The organism is Hallella colorans, assembly GCF_003096815.1.
Taxonomy (GTDB): Bacteria; Bacteroidota; Bacteroidia; order Bacteroidales; family Bacteroidaceae; genus Prevotella; species Prevotella colorans.
Window position 1 is genome coordinate 105,414 of the sequence record NZ_QENY01000004.1, and the last position, 18,793, is coordinate 124,206.

The following is an 18,793-nucleotide window of genomic DNA, read 5'->3' on the forward strand; positions in this document are numbered from 1 at the left end:
AAAGTAATGAGAACATCTGCTTATAGAGATATTCTTGTGGCAATATGGACATTCTCTGTTTCCCATCATTTCTGTAATAGATAGAGATTTTCTTATACTGTAAAAATAAGAAATTATATTTAAAGAAACAGCTATTAGGTATTAATTTTTGAATAAATCTTGTAGTTTTCCTCTCAAGGTACCAATAATGTAGCCTTTGGGGTTATTTTTCATCCTTGTTTTTTCTTTGAGTTCAGCAAGAGTTCCGAGGATATTAGGGAGTTTTTGACACTCTTGGAACCTTCTAAAAGCAAAGTTATGTTAGGAAATCTATTGAAATATAAAAGTTTTGTCTATAACTACATAAAGCCATTACAAGAGCTTATGGCCTTTTATTTTGTTATATCCATCAAACAAAGTGAAGATACCCACTTGCAGCTTTATTCAAGATACGTTTGAGGGTTCCTTTGTTCTCCGTCGAATTATATCCTTTATCGGCATAGACAAGTGCTTTCCGTGGCAATTTAGCTTTCTTCAGGGGTGTTTCTAAGTGTTTAATATCACTTTCATTGGCTGCTGTCGTTTCCTCGGCAAGCACCATTCCGTTTTCATCCGTTACCGTGTGACGCTTGTAACCGAAGTGGAGCTTTCCCATCTTCTTTACCCAACGAGCTTCTGTATCTACGTTAGGCTTGACAACTTCTTTGAGCATCGCTTTCTCCGAAGCCTCTATGTTCTCACCCTCTTTTCTATCCTCAACGACTTCATAGCTCTTACGTCCACGGGGGCGACGGGGAGTATTCGTAATGCTGGCATCAACAATGGCACCACGCTTTACAATGATACCTTTAGCTTCTAATTGCCTGTTGAACTCATCAAGGAGCATATCGTATAAATCTGCCTCAACTAAGATATTGCGGAAACGACATACAGTAGTACTATCAGGAACAATATCTTCCATGCCAAGACCTGCAAAGCGACTAAAAGACAGGCGGTCGTTAACCTGATCTTCAACTTCTCCGTCGCTCCATAAAGGTACAAAAATATTTGATATGGGAAAAGAAAGTAAAGAGTTTTGCAGAGGTCTCAAAATATTGGCGCATCAAGCGCGGCGAGATAACGCGTAGAGCACGGACAAGTCAAAAAAATGAGCCACGCCACATGTTTGCAACCCGGTTGCACTGGGAAAGGCGTAATTTTGCATTCAAAAAAACAAGACATGCTCGACAAAATCATCTCATTCAGCATACGCAACAAGCTCCTCGTGGCGATCATGACCGTCGCCTTGGTGGCGTGGGGCGTGTGGAGCGCGCTGCGGCTTCCCATTGACGCGGTGCCCGACATCACCGACAACCAAGTGCAAATCATCACGTCGTCGCCCACGCTGGCCACCCAAGAGGTGGAGCAACTGATCACGGCGCCCATAGAGCAGGCCATAGCCACGCTGCCCGGACTGCAGCACACGCGAAGCATTTCGCGCTTCGGGCTGTCCGTGGTCACGGCGGTCTTCGACGAGGACGTGGACGTGTACTTCGCGCGCCAGATCGTAAGCGAGCGGCTCAAGGAGGCCGAGGAGAAAATACCGCAGGGACTGGGCACGCCCGAGATGGCTCCCGTGAGCACCGGCTTGGGCGAGGTGTACCAATACATCATACACCCCAAGCCCGGCAGCGAGCGCAAATACTCGTCCAAAGACCTGCGCGAGATGCAAGACTGGATAGTGGCGCGGCAGCTCTACGGCACGCCAGGCGTGGCCGAGGTGAACAGCTTCGGCGGAGAGCTGAAACAATACGAGGTGGCTGTAGACCCCAACAGGCTGCGCGCCATGGGCGTGTCCATTACCGACATATTCGACGCCCTGCAGCGCAACAACGAGAACACAGGCGGCGCCTACATAGACAAGGGTCCCAACGCATACTTCATACGTGGCATAGGGCGGGTGCAATCGCTGGACGACATACGCCGCATACGCGTGAGAAGCGAGCAAGGCACACCCGTGACCATCAACGATGTGGCCGACGTGCGCATAGGCCACGCCGTGCGATACGGAGCGCTCACCTACAATGGTGAGGTGGATGCCGTGGGCGGTATCGTGATGATGCTCAAGGGCCAGAACAGCAACGAGGTGGTGAAACGAGTCAAGGCCAAGCTGCCCACCATCCAACGGTCGCTGCCAGACGATGTGACCATAGAGCCATACCTCGACCGCTCGGACCTTGTGGGGCGAGCCATCAACACCGTCGAGACCAATCTCGTGGAGGGCGCGCTTATCGTCATTTTCGTGCTAACGCTCTTTCTGGGCAACATCAGGGGTGGTCTCATCGTGGCGTCGGCCATACCGCTGTCCCTGCTTTTCGCCCTCGGCATGATGAATCTCTTCGGGGTGAGCGCCAACCTGATGAGTCTCGGGGCCATAGACTTCGGTATTATCGTAGATGGTTCCGTGATTGTCGTGGAAGCCACCATGTGCCATCTCGCCGCCACCGCCGCCGGGACGAGACTCACACGCAAGCAGATGGACCAAGAGGTGCTCAGGTCTGCCTCGTCGATGTTGCGCGGAGCCGTCTTCGGTGAGATTATCATCCTCATGGTCTACATTCCCATACTGACGCTCGTGGGCGTGGAGGGCAAAATGTTCCGACCCATGGCGCAAACCGTGAGCTTCGCCATCATTGGCGCGCTCGTGCTCAGCATGACGTACATACCCATGATGAGCGCAGCCTTCCTGCCAAGGGCACACAAGCCCGGGCGCACGCTCGCGGACCGCTTGATGGACCGGCTGGCTCGATTCCACCAACCACTTCTCGCGCGAGCCATACGGTTCAGGCTGTGGGTGGTAGGCGCGGCCGTGGCACTCCTGGCCATGGCGCTGTTCACCTTCGCCCGCATGGGCGGCGAGTTCATTCCACAGTTGCAAGAGGGCGACTACGCCTTCCACTGCATATTGCCCCAAGGAGCGTCGCTGAAACAGAGCATGGAGACCAGCATGCAGGCCGAGCGCGTCATCCGGTCATTTGATGAGGTACGGATGGTAGTGGGCAAGACGGGATCTGCCGAGGTGCCCACCGACCCCATGCCACCCGAGGCCACCGACCTGATGATCATACTCAAGCCGCGCGACCAATGGAAGAGCGGGCGCACGTACGATGAGCTGGCCAACGACATAGAGAAACGACTGGAGGACATCCCGGGCGTGTTTTTCGAGAAAAACCAGCCCATACAGATGCGATTCAATGAGCTTATGACGGGCGTAAGGCAAGACGTGGCCGTCAAGATATTCGGCGAGAACCCGGACACGCTGGCCGAGTACGCCAAGCGGGTGGCTCGCGCCATAAGGTCGGTGGACGGCGTCACGGAGCCACAGGTGGAGCAAACCGTGGGCCTGCCACAAATAAACGTGACCTACGACCATGCTCGAATGGCCAACTACGGCATAGACATCAGCGACGCCAACGACGTGCTGTCAATGGCCTTCGCGGGGAAGAGCGCGGGCGTGGTGTTTGAGAACGAGCGACGGTTCGACTTGGTGGCCCGCCTCGACAGCACGCACCGTGGCAGCATAGACGACGTGGCAGGCATGGTATTGCCCACGCCGGTGGGGCTGGTGCCACTGTCGCAAGTGGCCGACGTGGCCTATCGCATGGGGCCGGCGCAAGTGAGCCGTGAGAATGGAAGCCGACGTATTGTGGTGGGCTTCAACGTGAGCGGACGCGACGTGAGCCGCGTCGTGCGCGACATACAAGCCCGGCTGAACCAACAGGTGAAATTGCCATCAGGCTATTACTTCACCTACGGCGGACAGTTTGAGAACATGCGGGCGGCCAACGAGCGGCTCGCCGTGGCCGTGCCGCTGGCGCTGGTCATCATCTTCGTGCTGTTGTACATTGCCTTCAGGTCAGCCAAGCAGGGCACCATCATCTTCACGGCCATACCTATGGCGGCCATCGGCGGCGTGGCGGCCCTCGCGCTGTGCGGCATGCCGTTCAGCATAAGCGCGGGTGTGGGCTTCATCGCGCTCTTCGGGGTGGCCGTGCTCAACGGCGTGGTGCTCATCGGCACGTTCAACCAGATGAGGGCCGAGGGCATATCCAACCCACTTAGGCAAATCATGGAGGGTACCAAGACACGCCTGAGACCTGTGCTCATGACAGCCACGGTGGCCAGTCTCGGATTCCTGCCCATGGCCTTGAGCCAAGGGGCGGGAGCGGAGGTGCAACGACCGTTGGCCACGGTGGTGATAGGAGGGCTGGTTTCGTCAACCCTACTCACGCTGTTCGTGCTGCCACTGCTATACCTCGCGGTTTACGCCAAGCGCCGAGCATGGGTGGTGAGAACGCCCGGACGGACGGCGCTCGTGGTCATGGCGCTCGTAGCCACGGCAGTCCCGGCCATGGCACAAAACTCCACTCGGGCCTACACCATAGGCGAACTCACGGAGATGGCCATCAAGAACAACGGCACCGCGCGTGCCGCAAGACTGCGAGCCGAGGCCGCGAGACTGGCCGAGGCTACCGCGGCCGACATGCCCAAGCTGGACATCGGAGCGCAATATGGGCAGTATAGCAGCGTCAACAAGGATTACAGCGTGTCCGCGACGCAAAGCATACCGTTCCCCACCGTGTTCGCGGCCAGACGAAAGTTGTACCAAGCACAGACGCAAGCCAAGCGCACGCAGGAACGGCTCGAGACCGTGGAGCTGAGACGAGGCACACGAACGGCCTTTTGCCAGGCCTTGTACCTGCGACAAAGAAAAATACAATTGGAACGCTTGGACAGCTTGTACGCCGACTTTGAGCGCGTGGCGCGACTGCGATTCGGCGCCGGAGACACCAAGCGAACAGACATAGACGCGGCATGCGCCAAGCGGGGCGAGATAGCCTTGCGCGCCAAAGAGAACGATGACGATTACGCCGCCGCCATGGAGACGCTTCGAGCCATCGCCGGGATAGAGGGCCGTTTCGACATAGCGCAACAAGGGCGCTACCGCCCCATGACTACCGCCGACCTTGACACCGACACCGTCAGCGCGCCGAGCCACCCCTACGTGGAGATATCAAGAAACGAGGCGGAGGTAGCCAAGCTGGGCATAAACATGGAGAAAGCCAACACCATGCCTGAGTTTACCGTGGGATACACCAACCAATCGTTGGCCGGAATGCAGACCATCAACGGCGTGGAACAGTACGTGGGAACCAGCCAGAGGTATCATTTCGTGAGCTTGGGTCTGGCCATACCGTTGCCAACAGGAGCCTCCAAAGCCCGCAGGAGAGCCTTGGAGAGAGAAAAGGAGGCGGAGGAGACAGAGGCTCGGCAAAGGCAAAGACAGCTTGACGCCGACCTCGCGAATGCTAAGCGAAGGTACGCCACGGCCTTGGCAAAATACGCGTACTACACCAACGAGGCCATGCCCACGGCAGAGCGCATGCTCAAGGCCGCAAAGGCGGGATACCAAGCGGGAGAGACAGGATACGTGGAGTACCTGTACGCCATACAGGCGGTCACCGACACACGGATAGAACTGCTCACGAGCGTCAAGGAGGTGGACGCGGCACTCATAGACACGCTGGCCCTCATGGGCAAGTGACGGGCGCCGGGGCCGACCGAGAGCAAAAAGCGACGCAAGACGAACAAAAAGAAATGGCAACACGCAAAATATTTGAAATACCCAAAAAGACAATGAGAAAATACACAAAGACCAAGTGGGGCCTGCTGGCGGCGTTAGCCATAGGCCTGACCGTGATGGCGTTCAAGAACAAGGCGCCGAGAGAGGAAAACGAGATCGAGAGCACCCGCGAGACGGCGCCCAGCCACGAGGGGCATGGCACGGAGGCCACACTCACCCCCGAGCAAATGAGCGCTGCTGGCGTGACGACAGGCAACATGGAGCGAAAAGAGCTGACGGCCACGCTCAAGGCCAACGGCCAACTCATGGTGCCCAACACCAACAAGGCCAGCGCCAGCACGCTGTACAGTGGCGTGGTGAAAAGCCTGCTGGTGCAGGTGGGCGACCACGTGAGCCGCGGGCAGGTGGTGGCCACGGTATCAAACCCCGAGTTTGTGGAGCAGCAAAAAGACCTCTTGGCCATCAAGGGCAAACTGGCAATGGCCGAGCAGGAGTTGAAAAGGCAAAAGACGCTGAGAGAAAGTGACGCCGGAACGGGCAGAAACTTGCAACAGGCCCTCGCCGAGCTGCGCGTGCTGCGGGCCGAGCGAGCGGCCTTGGAAAAACAGGTGAGGCTCATGGGCATAGCCCCTGCCACGCTCACCAACGCCAATATGCGCACCACCCTCGTCGTGAGGGCGCCCATCAGTGGCACAGTGAGCAACGTGTACGCCACCGTGGGCAGCTACATAGACCCATCAAAACCGGTCATGGACATGGTAGACAACTCATCACTGCATTTGGACCTGCAAATCTTCGAGCGAGACCTGCCCAAGGTGAGGATAGGCCAGACAGTGCATTTCACCATCACGAACAACCCCGTCGACGAGTACGACGCCACAGTGTACAGCATAGGCTCGTCATTCTCGGGCCAGAGCAAGACAGTGGCGGTGCACTGCAGGGTGAAAGGTAACAAGCAGGGGCTGATAGACGGCATGAACGTGACGGGCATAGTGAGCCTCACGCGAGCCACGACGCCGGCCGTACCCACAACCGCCGTCGTGGAGGACAGTGGCCGCGACTACGTGTTCGTGGTCAAGGGGGCGGCAAGCACAAACAGTGGCAAGCGTGGCGCGACCACCTTCAAGAAAGTGGAGGTGATACGAGGCACCACCGAGGCTGGCTACTGCGCCGTCACGCCCGTTGCCGACTTGCCAGCCAACGCGCGCATAGCCACACGGGGGGCTTACTTCATCAACGCCAAATTGGTGAACGCCGGCGAACACGACCACTGACCCACGTGACTGGCTGGCGGAGGCTTAATCCCGCGCGCGCCAGTCGCGAACCTCTTCGGCCAGCCGCAACACTTTGACACCATTGAGCGCGTCGATATACTCAGAGAGCATGGCGTCGAGCTGTCGGCGCACCTCGCGCGATGGGCGCGCATCACTATCACGCCCTTCATCGTGGGTGCGACGGCCCAACAGCGCGCTGACGGCCACGCCCATGCCAAGGTCGGAGGCGTCGCGATTGAGGGTGTACACGTCAGTGCCATCGTCTCTGTGCGTGTGGGCCACAAGGCGAGCGTCGACGAGCGCGCGCAGGGCACGCGTCAACTGGGCGTAGCTGTAATGGGTGGCCGAGAGCAAATGGTCGGCGTCGCAAGGCCCATAGCCAAGCCGCTGCCGATGGCACAGGTGGCTCAGCACCATGGAGGCCTTGCCCAAACGCTCCAAAAGGCTGTCCTCGCGGTCTTCCACGAGATGGCCGTCGGTGAGCTCTTGGTTGGCTCGACCAAGCTCGGCAAAGCCGATGCAGATAAACCATGACATCTGCATCCACAGCATGAGCAGCGGCAAGGCGGCCAGCGACCCATAAATAAGGCTGTAGCTCGTAAACACCACTTGGAAATGGATGTAGACCGTTTGCAGCCCGATAAAGCTCAAACCGGCCAACAACGCAGGAAACCACACCATAGAGGGTCGCACCTTGGTATTGGGCACGAAGGTGTAAAACAAGGTGAAAAACAGCGTCAGCACAGCCAAGGGCACCACGAAACCGATGATGCCGCGAAACAGCGGCGTGAGCAATTGGAAGTCGGGCAGACGGCCAAGCACGCTATAAAAAAACACACTCAGGCCTGAGAACAAGATGATGACCAACGGCACGAGAAAGATGATAGACACATAGTCGAACGCCGCCTTTCCCCACGATCGCTCTTTCTTGACCGCCCAGATGCCGTTGAAGACACTCTCCACATTGTTGAACAGCGAGATGACGCTATAGAGCATGAACACCAAGCTCACGCCGATAACCACGCCTTGGTGGGTGTACTTGATGTACTGGCCCACCAATCGGATGATGGCGTCGGCCACGTATGGCTGGCTGGCGAACATGCGGCGCACCCACTCGGAGATGTAATCCTCGAAGCCGAAGCCACGCCCCACGGCAAAAATCACGGCGAACACAGGCACGATAGCCATCATGGTGTTAAAGGTGAGCTGGGCCGCGTAGCCCCAATGGTTCTCCACAAACAGCCCCTTGAACACCATGTAGAGCCGTTGGGCCATGTACACCCAAGGATCTTGCCGAAACGACACGGTGCCTCTCTGCCAAATGCCTCGCTTGAAAAAAAAGATTATCTGGTTGGCGGACAGCGTGCGCTTGCCTCGGGAAACCCGCCCGCTCACGTCGGTGCCCTTATTATCTGTCACTTGGTCTGTTTGTGGAGCTTGCTTGCCTGTCATCACGTCAATGTCTTTAGTGGGGGTATTCTTTTCGTGGGCAAATACCTTTCGCCCCGCGCGCCATCATGGCCGCTTGGCAAATGTATCATCTTTTTCGCTTTTACGCAAGAATATCAAGGTGAAAAATGCCGTTCGCGGGTTTTTCGTGGCGAGAGGAATGTCGCGGCGCAATGAAAAATTACCAAGGCTTGTTGGTGGAAATAGGCAAGCTCAGGAAGAAAACCACCTACGTGCCGGCACAAGATAAGAACCGTCTCTTCATAGACAAAAGGTTGGGCGACGTGGCCGACGACACCGACATGCCCCCATTTACTTACGAGCGGCTGTTGAGAAAAGCCAGGACTATAGACGTGGTGTGGTTTAACGAACGCATGATGCCAGCCGATTTTTTTGAGGTGGAACACACCACCGACTTTAAGAACTCATTGTACAAGTTCAACGAACTGCAAGATTTCAACGCCTCTTTCAATATAGTCGCGGACAAAAGTCGCAAGCGAGAGTTTGAGGACAAGGCCCACTCAGACACATACAAGGCCATAGCGTCGCGAGTGAGATTTATAGACTACGAAAGAGTGGCGGCCTTGCACATGGGCTTGAAAAACGTTAACGCGGTGGAATGGTGACGGCAGGCGCGCGGCTCAAAGAGCCATGCGCCTGTTTTTGTGTCGCACGGTGTAGCTCACGTGAAGCCAACGAGGCACGGATGCGCCTATGGGCTCCCAGATGAGCTGGTCGAAGTCGACGCGGGCCTTCACGAAGGCGTACATGCGGCGCCCCGTATCGGCGTCGGGCAGGACAATGTCGGCGGCCTCGCCCTTGGTGTGCTGCGACCCGGACACGCCACCCACCATGAGGTTGAGCCTCGGCGTGCGAAAACCGCTCGAGATTACGATCGGCCCAAACTGGCGGCGAAGGGGCTCCAGCACGTTTTGGGCCAAGAGACGGAGCGACTGCTCCTGCTTAAGATTGGGCATGTTGTCAATGTCGCGCTCGATGGCCATGCCCGAGCGTACCATCTCGTAGAGCGTGAAATGCTCGGATAGATGTTTTCTTTGTTGATCTGTCATGATATTCTTGATTATTTTATAAAGTGATGTATAATGTCGCGCTCGCCTGCCAATCGGGCGTATCGGGCGAGCATGGATAAATCTGGAGAGCACCGCTCGCCTATGCGCGACACGATGCGGGCTATATGGTTGGGGGTGGGCCGGCCAACGACAGAGAAAATCCTGTCGGCCATCGCCTTGCGAGTGCATGGGCGGCCTTGCGAGTCGATGACGGCGCGCTGCATCCACGCTATGTTAACCATCTCGACCAAGTCGCGCTGCGTGCCCATCCAAACGAGTGAGCCACGTGGCTGGGCCATAAGCCAACGCACGTCTGACAAGATGCGCGCCATGGGCGACGCGGCGGCGTTTATGGGGGGCGCGCAAATTGTGTTTTTAGTTTTTTCCATGTTCATCGTGATATTTTTTTAGTTGCGAGCGCCATTCCTTTTGTCATAGGGCGCCTCTTTTTGGTGTGGGCAAAGTTAGGACGAAGCGTGTTTAACTCCAAAAAAACATTAAGCGTTTAAGATTAGTTAGAAAAACTGTGAAATGTAATTTCCACGTCAAACTTGTCCGACACTCATCTTGAACTACCCGCGCGGGTCGTTCAAGATGTAAAAAAAACAAACCAAAAAACAGACCCTCCAACACGTTGCTTGCAGATGCGAAAAACACGAATTTCAACTAAAAAAAAGACGCTCGCTTGGCACGCGCCACATGAGCGCTGTGCCATTGGCACCTATTGGCACGGCGTATCAGGCCCAATTACGAGCCGATTGGGTCTTGATGGCGCCGTGAAAAGTGCTTAAACAAGGCGCGATAAATACTCAATGGCGAGCTTTGCAAATCGAATTTTATCAAAAATAATTTAGCCACGCTCGTAATATCCTCACACTCAGCCGATTGCCACAATGTCTCATTTTGGGCGTATTTGCGAGCCAAGGGGCGCTCGCTCAAGAATACACGAATTTTGAGCTACCTTTTGTCAGCTATTTTCATCGGCGGAAACAGCCTGCCCATAGAGGTTTGACAATTTCTGATCGACACGCTTGATGGCCAAGAAGGTGGCCTATGTGGAGGGCTAAGACGTTTTGAAGCGCAAGACGATGGCCGTATCTTTGCAACGTCAAACAGACACAAACGAAGCTTCAAGAAATGCTGTGAGACCCATGAAAAACAAGTTTAACCCTTAAAACAAAGAAAGGAAAAACATTATGTCAATTCGTTATCGTAAAGTACAAGACAACCGAGAGAAAAGTAAAAACCGTGGCAAATGGTATGGCCGTGCCGTCATCTTGGACGAGATTTCCACCAAGGAACTGGCCGACGAGATAGCCCACGCCACCACCGTGACCTATGCCGACGTGCTGGCCGTACTGGCAGAGACTGCCGTGTTCATGCGCAACCACCTGCTCAACTCGCAGAAGGTTACCCTCGACGGCATCGGCTCGTTTCGCGTGGGCATGACCACCAGACCTGCCGAGAGTTTCGACAAGTTTGACAGCAGCAACATATCAGGCTACCACATTGTCTACACACCCATGCGTACATTCAATGTCACTGGCGTGAACGAGGCTGGCAACCGTACCGGGTTTTATGTGAAACCTCTCCTGCAAGGAGCTACTGCCAAGGAGGCTCCTATGAGTAGGAACAACACCTGCGCCAAACCTGACGCCAAACCCGGCAACAACAGCGACACCACAACCGCCAAACCTGCCTAATAGGCAGCCCCGAACGGGAGCTCACGCGTGGGCCGGCCAAATCAGGCCAATGCCCCGCTGACAACTCTCGCGACAGTGAGCAAACACGGCGGCCAACCCATCACATACGGCGAGGCCGCCCTTCATTCCAACCTTTTAATATCAATACCATGAAAAACAAACCCACGTGGAAAATCATTATCCAGATACTCATCAGCGTGCTCACGGCCATAGCCACCACGCTTGGTATCAACGCGTAATGATTTTTAAATCACAATTATCAATTCACAATTATAACAAAGCCGTTCGGTACGCATGAGACGTGCCGAACGGCAATTGTTAATTGATAATTGTCAAATTTTATATTGTCAAACGTCGCTTATTTTTTACCCTCGAAATTGTCGTCCCACATGTTGTCGTCCATCTCAAAACGCTTGGCGTTGCCGTCGCCAATGGCTGGGGTGTTGGGGTCTTCGGGTATGCTCAAGTCTTCCATCATGCCATAGCTTGTGTCCATCTTGATGATGTCGATATAGGGTTTGATGTAAGTGCGCTTGCCACTCGTGTATGTCTTACTGTTCATGTTCTCTGTTTTCATCTTGCGTTATTTTGCTATTTTCTTTCCTTTGATTACATAGATGCCGCTGGGCAGAGTGTCGAAGCTGGTGCCTACGTAGCGTCCGTCGAGTGTATAGATGCGCTGTGCGCCAGTCAGTGGTTTGCCTTGCTGCAAATTGTCTATCCCCGTTGTCTCATCTTCCCGGAGGATGACGAAGCGCTTGGCTCCGCCCGGTGCATTGTTAATTACTTGGATGTAACCACGGAACGGCGCCGCTGTCGCTGGTTCTTGCTGCAAATCAGAGCCAGGAAAAACGGGTCTAGATCCACTTTTCACTTGTCTCCACACGTCAATATTCATCCAGTCTGTGTTCAGCAGCCACGTATGGAGACTGACTGCCAATTGGTTGTTAAGACGCTCGGTGCCACCCACGAAGTTGTAGCCCTGATCATTCATGGGAGAGAAGCCTTGTGGCTTGAGCGTGCCAGCATTGACGTTGCGCAAAGCGGAGGTTGAAGGCGTTTGAGTGACTTCAGTGCCATCATCATTTACCTTGGTACTGCCCGACGCCGCAATCTCTACGTTAGCAGCGCCAAAATCCTTAGAACTGTGCTCTTTTCCATCTACAACGCGTAGCAGGTAGGGCTTGTTGGCTTCAAGCTCGCTTTCATCAGGAATCGAAGTGAACAAGTAATATTCCTTGTATTCGGCTCCTGCTCCTCCCTGAACGGGTGTTGTATAGGTGCCTTTGTAGTTCAGCTTGTAGGCACGGATGCCACTGGGCCGCTTTTTTATCGCGTAGGGCAGCAACATGGTGAAGCAGTTCTTGCCAGCCTTGATGCCCGAGAAGTCGCGGTAGGTTATGAGAGGCGCTATATTGTTGTCATAATCATATTCATCGCAGGAATAATTAACACCAGTATATGTATTTTCGTTGTTAAATTCACCTATCAGAACTTCATCATCCCATAAAAATACTTCCCATTTGTTATAGACAGCCGTGGTTGCCGTGAATCCAACAGGGAACTCGTAGTCGGCGCCATCCTGCACGCTCAGTTTGGTGCAGGTTCCATCGCTTTTAACGAAGTTCACGTCCTCTCCATCCTTGAAGGTGAAGGTCACTCCCTGGGGAAGATAAACGATGGTGCGCGACAGCAATCCACCTGCAAGATTATCAATCGCAGTTCCTGTATGCCGATTCAATCGATTATTCGCTACCGTTGGGTTTGTCAGTGTTTGCAGGTCTACATATTCCAGGAAGTGACAGCCCGTAAAAACATTATTGCCTATCGTACAGCCGGCGGCACCTTCCCATTTTACCCCGGTGAGACTGGTGTATCCAAAGGCCAGGTCTCCTAAATTTTTTACTTTATTGGAAAGAACCAAGTCGCCTTTTAAATTGAAACAGCCCCAAAAGGCCTCTTTCCCTATACTATTCACTTCCGGCATGTCAATGGAGCTGAGACTGAAGCATTGTCTAAAGGCACCACCTCCTATGCTTTTTACCGAGGTGGGGACAGTGACGGTTTTCAATTCGCCACAATATGCGAACATGTGATTAGGGACTGTGGCTATGCCGCTCTCGATGGTTGCTTCTGTCAGATTATAGCAATCGGCAAAGGCATACTCACCTGATGTTTCATTGGCACTACCAGTTAGTTTATAGTCACTCAATGTCGCGGCGAGTTTTTGCCCAATCTTTGCAGATAATGGAACTGTTACCTTACTCAATCCAGAGCAATTCCTAAAACACCCAGATCCCAGGTATTGCACTTTTGTAATGTCCAGACTCGTTATTTTGACGCATGACTGAAAAGCATTGGCACCTATAAACGTGTTGTCGGGGAATGTGACTGTGCCGGTCAAGCCACTCGCAGAGAAAGCACTTGTTTCAATGACTGTCAGAGATGACGGGAATTTGATTGTAGTTAAAGAGGCTGTCTTGTAAAACGCTTTGTATCCAATTCTTGTCATGCCATCAGGAAGTTTCACCTCCGTGATGTTTTCTAACTGGAAAGCCCTTTTGCCAATTTCGGTCACCTTCCAGTTTTTACCATTATAGGAGACGGGCTTGGTGAGATCTAAAATTCCACTCAGTGTACCATTATAGGCCGAGTACGCATCTCCTTCAGTGTCGGTATATTGCTTGTAATTTGTTTCGGGCAATACCTTGAGGGTTAGTTTCGCTGCATCCAGCACAATGTAATTCAGACCATCGACCTTGAATTTATTGCCAGCCGTTTGTGCCGCCATTGGCAGAGCCATGAGTAACAGCAAGGCGAGGAAGATGCCGCGTCGTTTTGTTTTAAGTAAGTAAATTTGTTTCATCATTGGAAAAGTTTATGGATTTTGTAAATTTCTTGTGTGCGACAGGCGTATACGGCCAAGGTGCACGGCTGCCTGTGAAACCATGCACTAATAAGTAGTCTTACCTTTGCAAGAAAGGCAAGCAAGAGAGAAGAGAGTGTTAATATAATACAATAATCGGGGGGGTAATAACGCATGTTAACGTGATTGCCTCCTCATTCTTGCGTTTATAACGTAAAAATGCAACGATGGGGTGAAAGGTACTGCTGCCCATGTGCTGAAACATTGATTGTTATAAATTTTTGCAAAGGTAGACAGAATTATTATTACTAACAACTTTTTAAGGATACTTTTTTAGAGAAACTAAAATATTTACCCTAAAATCTTAGAAATCGAGACACGAAGTATAGTTAAAGTAGAGATTGTCACCTTAGCCAAGAGCACCCAAATGACCTTTTGTATATGAACTAAAAATTATAAAATGTGGAATGAAAATTGTGAATTGTGAATAGCAGCCGCGCTGGCCAATCGGGGCCATCAAAAGAAAAACAACAACTCTACTCACGACATTGTGGGTTCGACCCCAGACGAAGTAAGACCACCTAAATCTGTCACCGCGTAACAAATGTGGTGACAGATTTAGGTGGCAAGATAATCACGCCCCGTGTGCGACCCACGAGTTTAAGCTTCTCGCCCGCATGGTCTGACGCGCGGCAGATCATCCAGTTAGCGGTATGGCCAGAGAGCGAGAGGGTGATGGGATGGCTGCGCCTATCTCCCACCACGATAACCACGTGCATACAATAAGCACGGCACATGTCATTTGATATGTGTTATGCCTTTGCCACATGTTAAATTAGGCTGCCGCTATACAGCTCTTTCCTAATCTCCTCCTCATGGTCGTAGATGAAACGGGCCACGATGGAACTGAGGATGGCAGACGTGGGGAACTTTTCCGAACCGGCATATTTGAGCCTGTCGAGCACGCTCTTGAGACTCTCATCTATATATATGGTGGCGAGACGGCCGCCGCCGGTCTTGTACTGCTGCGCCATATCGAGAAAAAGATCCCAGCTGTCCTTGGAGTCGTCTTTGACTATGTGATACTCTTTCATGGTATTCTCTTTGGGTGGACGGCCTCGGCCATCGGCTGGCGAGGTGGCGATACCTGTCGCGCTGGCCGAATTGGCAGGGGTATAGCCAGAGGGCGCGGCAGGGGCGCTCGCTTGTTGATGGTCATGGAGAGACGTTGGCGACATGCGTTCGGTATCTGTGGGATATTCCGGGCGATGGCTTGCCACCTGCCTTTGCTCTTGCCACGCACGTGATTGGGGCTCACCATCGTTCGCCACCACGCTGTCATGCCGATCGTTCGCGCTGTTATCAGGCATGCTGTCGTGACGTGGTTGCGCCTCCGTCGTCTCGGATTTCGACACGTCGTTACGCATATAGTCTGACACGCCGACAGACGCCTGTGTAGCAGCAACGTCAGCCGTCGGGCGTTGGGCCGCTCCCCCACCCTCTTCGACGGTGGCGAGACTGTTTTCTTTTTTCTCAGACACGTTTAATGTTGGCTCGGTCACCATCGTTTCCTCATGGTCGGCACTCTTGGCCTCTGCCTTTTTTTGCTCTTCGTTTGCGCCATTGGCGTTATCATCAATCGTTCGCTTGGCGTAATTAGACGTACCCTCTTGCAGGTCGTGTACAAGTCCCTGTATTCCTCCGGGAAGCACCACTCTTGTTCTTTTTTTAGCCATAGGTTTATATTTTTATATATTTATATTTTTATATTTATATGCGTCTGCACAAATATTTAAAAATGTATTTGCTCATATACATTTATATTTGGGGCACCACGCAGTTTGCTTTGACGATTTTATCATTACACGAGCGTCGTGATACATGTATGCCAAGCCATGTGCCAATCATTGTCAGCGGGCCTTAATCGTCTGGCCGTCTCATCCGCCGCGTCTATTCTATAAACAAGCACGAGCAGGCGTCGGACCACGATTTGCCGAAAACATACCAATGCTCTGACAGACAATGCTTTGACTGCGCCCCACCCTACTCTTTCATGCGACGTATCATAAAGTCGAAAGCGGGCTTGACAGCCTCACGTTGCGCCGGCGAAATCTCAAACGTATTGATACGTTTAAGCACCGCCCGTGCGGTGATGCGTGGCGTCACCGACCCCAACTGCTTGAAGATGGCGTCTGTCTGTTTCCACATTTTCAGCTCGTCAGCAGTTCCTATACGAACGTCTATGCGGTTGGGCACAAAAAACAATTTGGCGTCCATCTCGGGCACCGCGCTGCGTAAGGCGTTGATAACCTGCACGAAAGTGCCCGTAGAATCGAGCGTCTTCTCCTCATATTCGTATGGGCACACTATAAAATCAGCCTCCGTGAACATGGGCACCAAACCGTCCTCGGACACGTTGCCCGGCGAGTCGAACAGCACAAAGCCCTCCGTCTCAGAAGACGACTCCATGAGTTGGTGCATGGTGTCAGGGTCTTGCACGTCAAACCCTTGTACCGTGTACGGTTCCTCCATACCCTCGTATATCTCCATATCCTTGCGTCGTTGCATCGAGATAGACTTTTGCAGGTCGGTGTCTATAATGCAAACATCATGCTTTTTCCATGCAAGATAGTTGGCAAAAAGTATGCACAGGGTTGATTTTCCTACACCACCCTTCTGATTGGCGAACACGATCTTGCGATTTTTCATATCATCTTATATATTAATGTAAAAAGATAAACAAATATATCTATGTGCAAATATAAGCATTTTTATTTGTTCGTACAAACATATTTTAAATTAAATATGCTATTAAACATAAATATTTTAAATTATTCAATTTTTCAAATATATAATTATTTGTATTTATATATATACATATACAAATATAACTGCGCTTATATTTATTTATATAATAAAATAATTACATACACACGAATACAATAGCGAGAAGAGCAAAGCATTAAATTTTCAAATCGTTCATAATCAATATTTTATAAAATCATATATAATTAAAAATATATTTATATATTAAATTATAAATATCTATATATAAAATAGCAAGCACTTATAAACGTTAATATTTTTATATATAAACAATTTTATAAATTAATATTTTAATATACGTGCAAATAAAGATATCAATAAATAAAGATTGTAAAAAATAAAAGTATAAAAATATGTGTGTTTAAAAATATATCAGATTATATATTTGTTTACTCATATATATAATAAAATATAGAAATAAAGATTTAACCAAACAAAGATATATTAAAACAAATATCCAAATAAATAAAGATTTATAGTACATCAAGCACTGATCAGTAAAAAATGACAATGCTGATACTATATACAATTATAAATGAAAAAACCAATAACGGTAAAATATAAATATATAAAAAGATATAAAAACAAATAAATATAAAGCTTATTACATTTTTATATAGGTAAATATAAATAACTGTATGTATAGATATAAATGAATTTTTGTATTTGTATTTTTATATATATTTATATAATAAAATAAATAAAAGTCTATACACAACTCCACAACGGTGACAAAATCAATAACAAAAAAAAATAAAAATAAAATTTTCATAAGATTGTTATATCATTATATATGTCTTTAGTTCATTGATATTAGTAGGATTGTGTAAATGATTGATACATTGTGTTTTACAACTATATTCGGCGACAAATTAGTAAGGTGGTGCGACATATAGGGAGCATTTGTGCGACATATTAGTAAGTTTGCTGCGACATATTAGTAGCATGTTTCAGAAGATCGCGACATATAGGGAGTATCTTGGCGACAAATTGGGAGCATGATGATGTATTTATGACAATATCTTGACATAATTGGTACAAAAACATGCTGTATTGTTTGCTCCAGCAATTGAGTGACAAATTATATATAAAAATATGACAATTTGTAACTAATTTGTAATAAGTGCATTATGATCAAATGCGACATATTGGTAGGGTAGGGTGTAAACCGAAATCGCAAAGATGGCGACATATAGGGAGTATGTTCTTTTTTATTTACAAAAATGATTGTATTTAGAACTATTTCCATTATTTATGCGTAATAAATGGTAAGAGAAGACATTTTTTCTCCAATTCTTTGCCCATGCCTAAAAAGATGGCTCAAAGTGTGATTATTTTCGACCAAAGACCTTGTTCACTCAAAATATTCGAGAAATAAGCAGGCTTTTTTCTCAAAAAACCATCATGCGTGGCCATGTTTTTCGCTACATTTGAGCACTCAATACCCTCATGCCAATCGGCCCAAAACAGCATACATCCATATCCCGAAATATTGAAGCGTTCATATTTATAATACATTTGTAATCATTATGTTATACTGTAAAACACAATTGGTAGCAGCACCAATCATCCGTCTACCTTGATAAATATCAAAAAGCAATCGTGCACAATTTGTCAACCCCTCGTCGACAACCATTTTTCGCACACTAAAAATGTGCTGAAAAAATAGGCTAAAAAACAGGGGCCAACGCCGAAAGTCTTGCCATTACTATCTAATCACGTAGTGATTAGTATTTAATCGTGTACCGTTTAAGCCTTAAACGCGCCGTGATTGGTGCTTAAACGCATAACGATAAGTACCTAATCACACCATGGGCAAGCAGGGCGTGCCTTTTCCTTATTTTTAAACAGTCGCTCGCATGCTAACGTCTTTCGTGCTGTCGAATGCTGCCAGCACATGCCGGGCAGGGGAGGTTGCCGCTGGGCGGTTGTCGACGTGGCTTGTCGGAGCGCGCGCGTGGTGAGGTGGGGTAGGGGAGCGTGGCGACAAACATGGTAAAAAA

13 protein-coding genes and 1 pseudogene are annotated in these 18,793 nt (G+C 50.5%); 6 read left to right on the top strand and 8 right to left on the bottom strand.

Translation table 11 applies throughout. The annotated features are described in order from the left end of the window. Positions 1 to 415: 415 nt before the first annotated feature. Positions 416 to 1,006, bottom strand: a pseudogene (locus C7379_RS03235) (IS5 family transposase); the annotation flags it as partial. Positions 1,007 to 1,198: 192 nt separating this feature from the next. Between C7379_RS03235 and C7379_RS03240 the strand changes: the two are divergent. Continuing rightward, on the top strand, positions 1,199 to 5,563 hold the full coding sequence (locus C7379_RS03240) for a CusA/CzcA family heavy metal efflux RND transporter (protein ID WP_116615990.1): 4,365 nt from the start codon (positions 1,199 to 1,201) through the stop codon (positions 5,561 to 5,563). Between the two features lie 92 nt (positions 5,564 to 5,655). After that, positions 5,656 to 6,876 carry an efflux RND transporter periplasmic adaptor subunit gene (locus tag C7379_RS03245; RefSeq protein ID WP_116616044.1) on the top strand — a complete coding sequence of 407 codons (1,221 nt, stop codon included), beginning with the start codon at positions 5,656 to 5,658 and terminating at the stop codon, positions 6,874 to 6,876. Between the two features lie 24 nt (positions 6,877 to 6,900). Here C7379_RS03245 and C7379_RS03250 read toward each other — a convergent pair whose 3' ends face one another. After that, on the bottom strand, positions 6,901 to 8,328 hold the full coding sequence (locus C7379_RS03250; protein WP_116616045.1) for a YihY/virulence factor BrkB family protein: 1,428 nt from the start codon (positions 8,326 to 8,328) through the stop codon (positions 6,901 to 6,903). 170 nt (positions 8,329 to 8,498) lie between these two features. Here C7379_RS03250 and C7379_RS03255 point away from each other — a divergent pair, with 170 nt between their 5' ends. Then, positions 8,499 to 8,951 carry a hypothetical protein gene (locus C7379_RS03255; RefSeq protein WP_116615991.1) on the top strand — a complete coding sequence of 151 codons (453 nt, stop codon included), beginning with the start codon at positions 8,499 to 8,501 and terminating at the stop codon, positions 8,949 to 8,951. 15 nt (positions 8,952 to 8,966) lie between these two features. Here the strand turns inward: C7379_RS03255 and C7379_RS03260 are convergent, their stop codons facing one another. Together C7379_RS03260 and C7379_RS03265 are read right to left on the bottom strand one after the other, a co-directional pair. Continuing rightward, positions 8,967 to 9,395: a D-Ala-D-Ala carboxypeptidase family metallohydrolase gene (locus C7379_RS03260; protein WP_116615992.1), complete on the bottom strand. Its 429-nt coding sequence runs from the start codon at positions 9,393 to 9,395 to the stop codon at positions 8,967 to 8,969. Between the two features lie 11 nt (positions 9,396 to 9,406). After that, positions 9,407 to 9,784 carry a hypothetical protein gene (locus C7379_RS03265; protein ID WP_133241863.1) on the bottom strand — a complete coding sequence of 126 codons (378 nt, stop codon included), beginning with the start codon at positions 9,782 to 9,784 and terminating at the stop codon, positions 9,407 to 9,409. Between the two features lie 807 nt (positions 9,785 to 10,591). Here C7379_RS03265 and C7379_RS03270 point away from each other — a divergent pair. Next, on the top strand, positions 10,592 to 11,098 hold the full coding sequence (locus C7379_RS03270) for an HU family DNA-binding protein (RefSeq protein ID WP_116615994.1): 507 nt from the start codon (positions 10,592 to 10,594) through the stop codon (positions 11,096 to 11,098). 149 nt (positions 11,099 to 11,247) lie between these two features. Next, positions 11,248 to 11,337 carry a smalltalk protein gene (locus C7379_RS12665; protein WP_165815010.1) on the top strand — a complete coding sequence of 30 codons (90 nt, stop codon included), beginning with the start codon at positions 11,248 to 11,250 and terminating at the stop codon, positions 11,335 to 11,337. A gap of 119 nt (positions 11,338 to 11,456) precedes the next feature. Here the strand turns inward: C7379_RS12665 and C7379_RS03275 are convergent, their stop codons facing one another. Both C7379_RS03275 and C7379_RS03280 read right to left on the bottom strand, forming a co-directional pair. Then, positions 11,457 to 11,675: a serine/threonine protein kinase gene (locus C7379_RS03275; protein ID WP_116615995.1), complete on the bottom strand. Its 219-nt coding sequence runs from the start codon at positions 11,673 to 11,675 to the stop codon at positions 11,457 to 11,459. Between the two features lie 6 nt (positions 11,676 to 11,681). Next, complete coding sequence (locus tag C7379_RS03280; protein ID WP_116615996.1) at positions 11,682 to 13,967, bottom strand: leucine-rich repeat domain-containing protein; 2,286 nt, start codon at positions 13,965 to 13,967, stop codon at positions 11,682 to 11,684. Between the two features lie 603 nt (positions 13,968 to 14,570). Here C7379_RS03280 and C7379_RS12590 point away from each other — a divergent pair. Further along, positions 14,571 to 14,750, top strand: a complete 180-nt coding sequence (locus C7379_RS12590; protein ID WP_133241864.1) for a hypothetical protein — start codon at positions 14,571 to 14,573, stop codon at positions 14,748 to 14,750. Positions 14,751 to 14,794: 44 nt separating this feature from the next. Here the strand turns inward: C7379_RS12590 and C7379_RS03290 are convergent, their stop codons facing one another. Next, on the bottom strand, positions 14,795 to 15,700 hold the full coding sequence (locus tag C7379_RS03290; protein WP_116615998.1) for a hypothetical protein: 906 nt from the start codon (positions 15,698 to 15,700) through the stop codon (positions 14,795 to 14,797). Between the two features lie 307 nt (positions 15,701 to 16,007). Further along, positions 16,008 to 16,673 (bottom strand): ParA family protein, encoded by a 666-nt coding sequence (locus C7379_RS03295; RefSeq protein WP_116615999.1) that lies wholly within the window; start codon positions 16,671 to 16,673, stop codon positions 16,008 to 16,010. Positions 16,674 to 18,793: the final 2,120 nt, after the last annotated feature.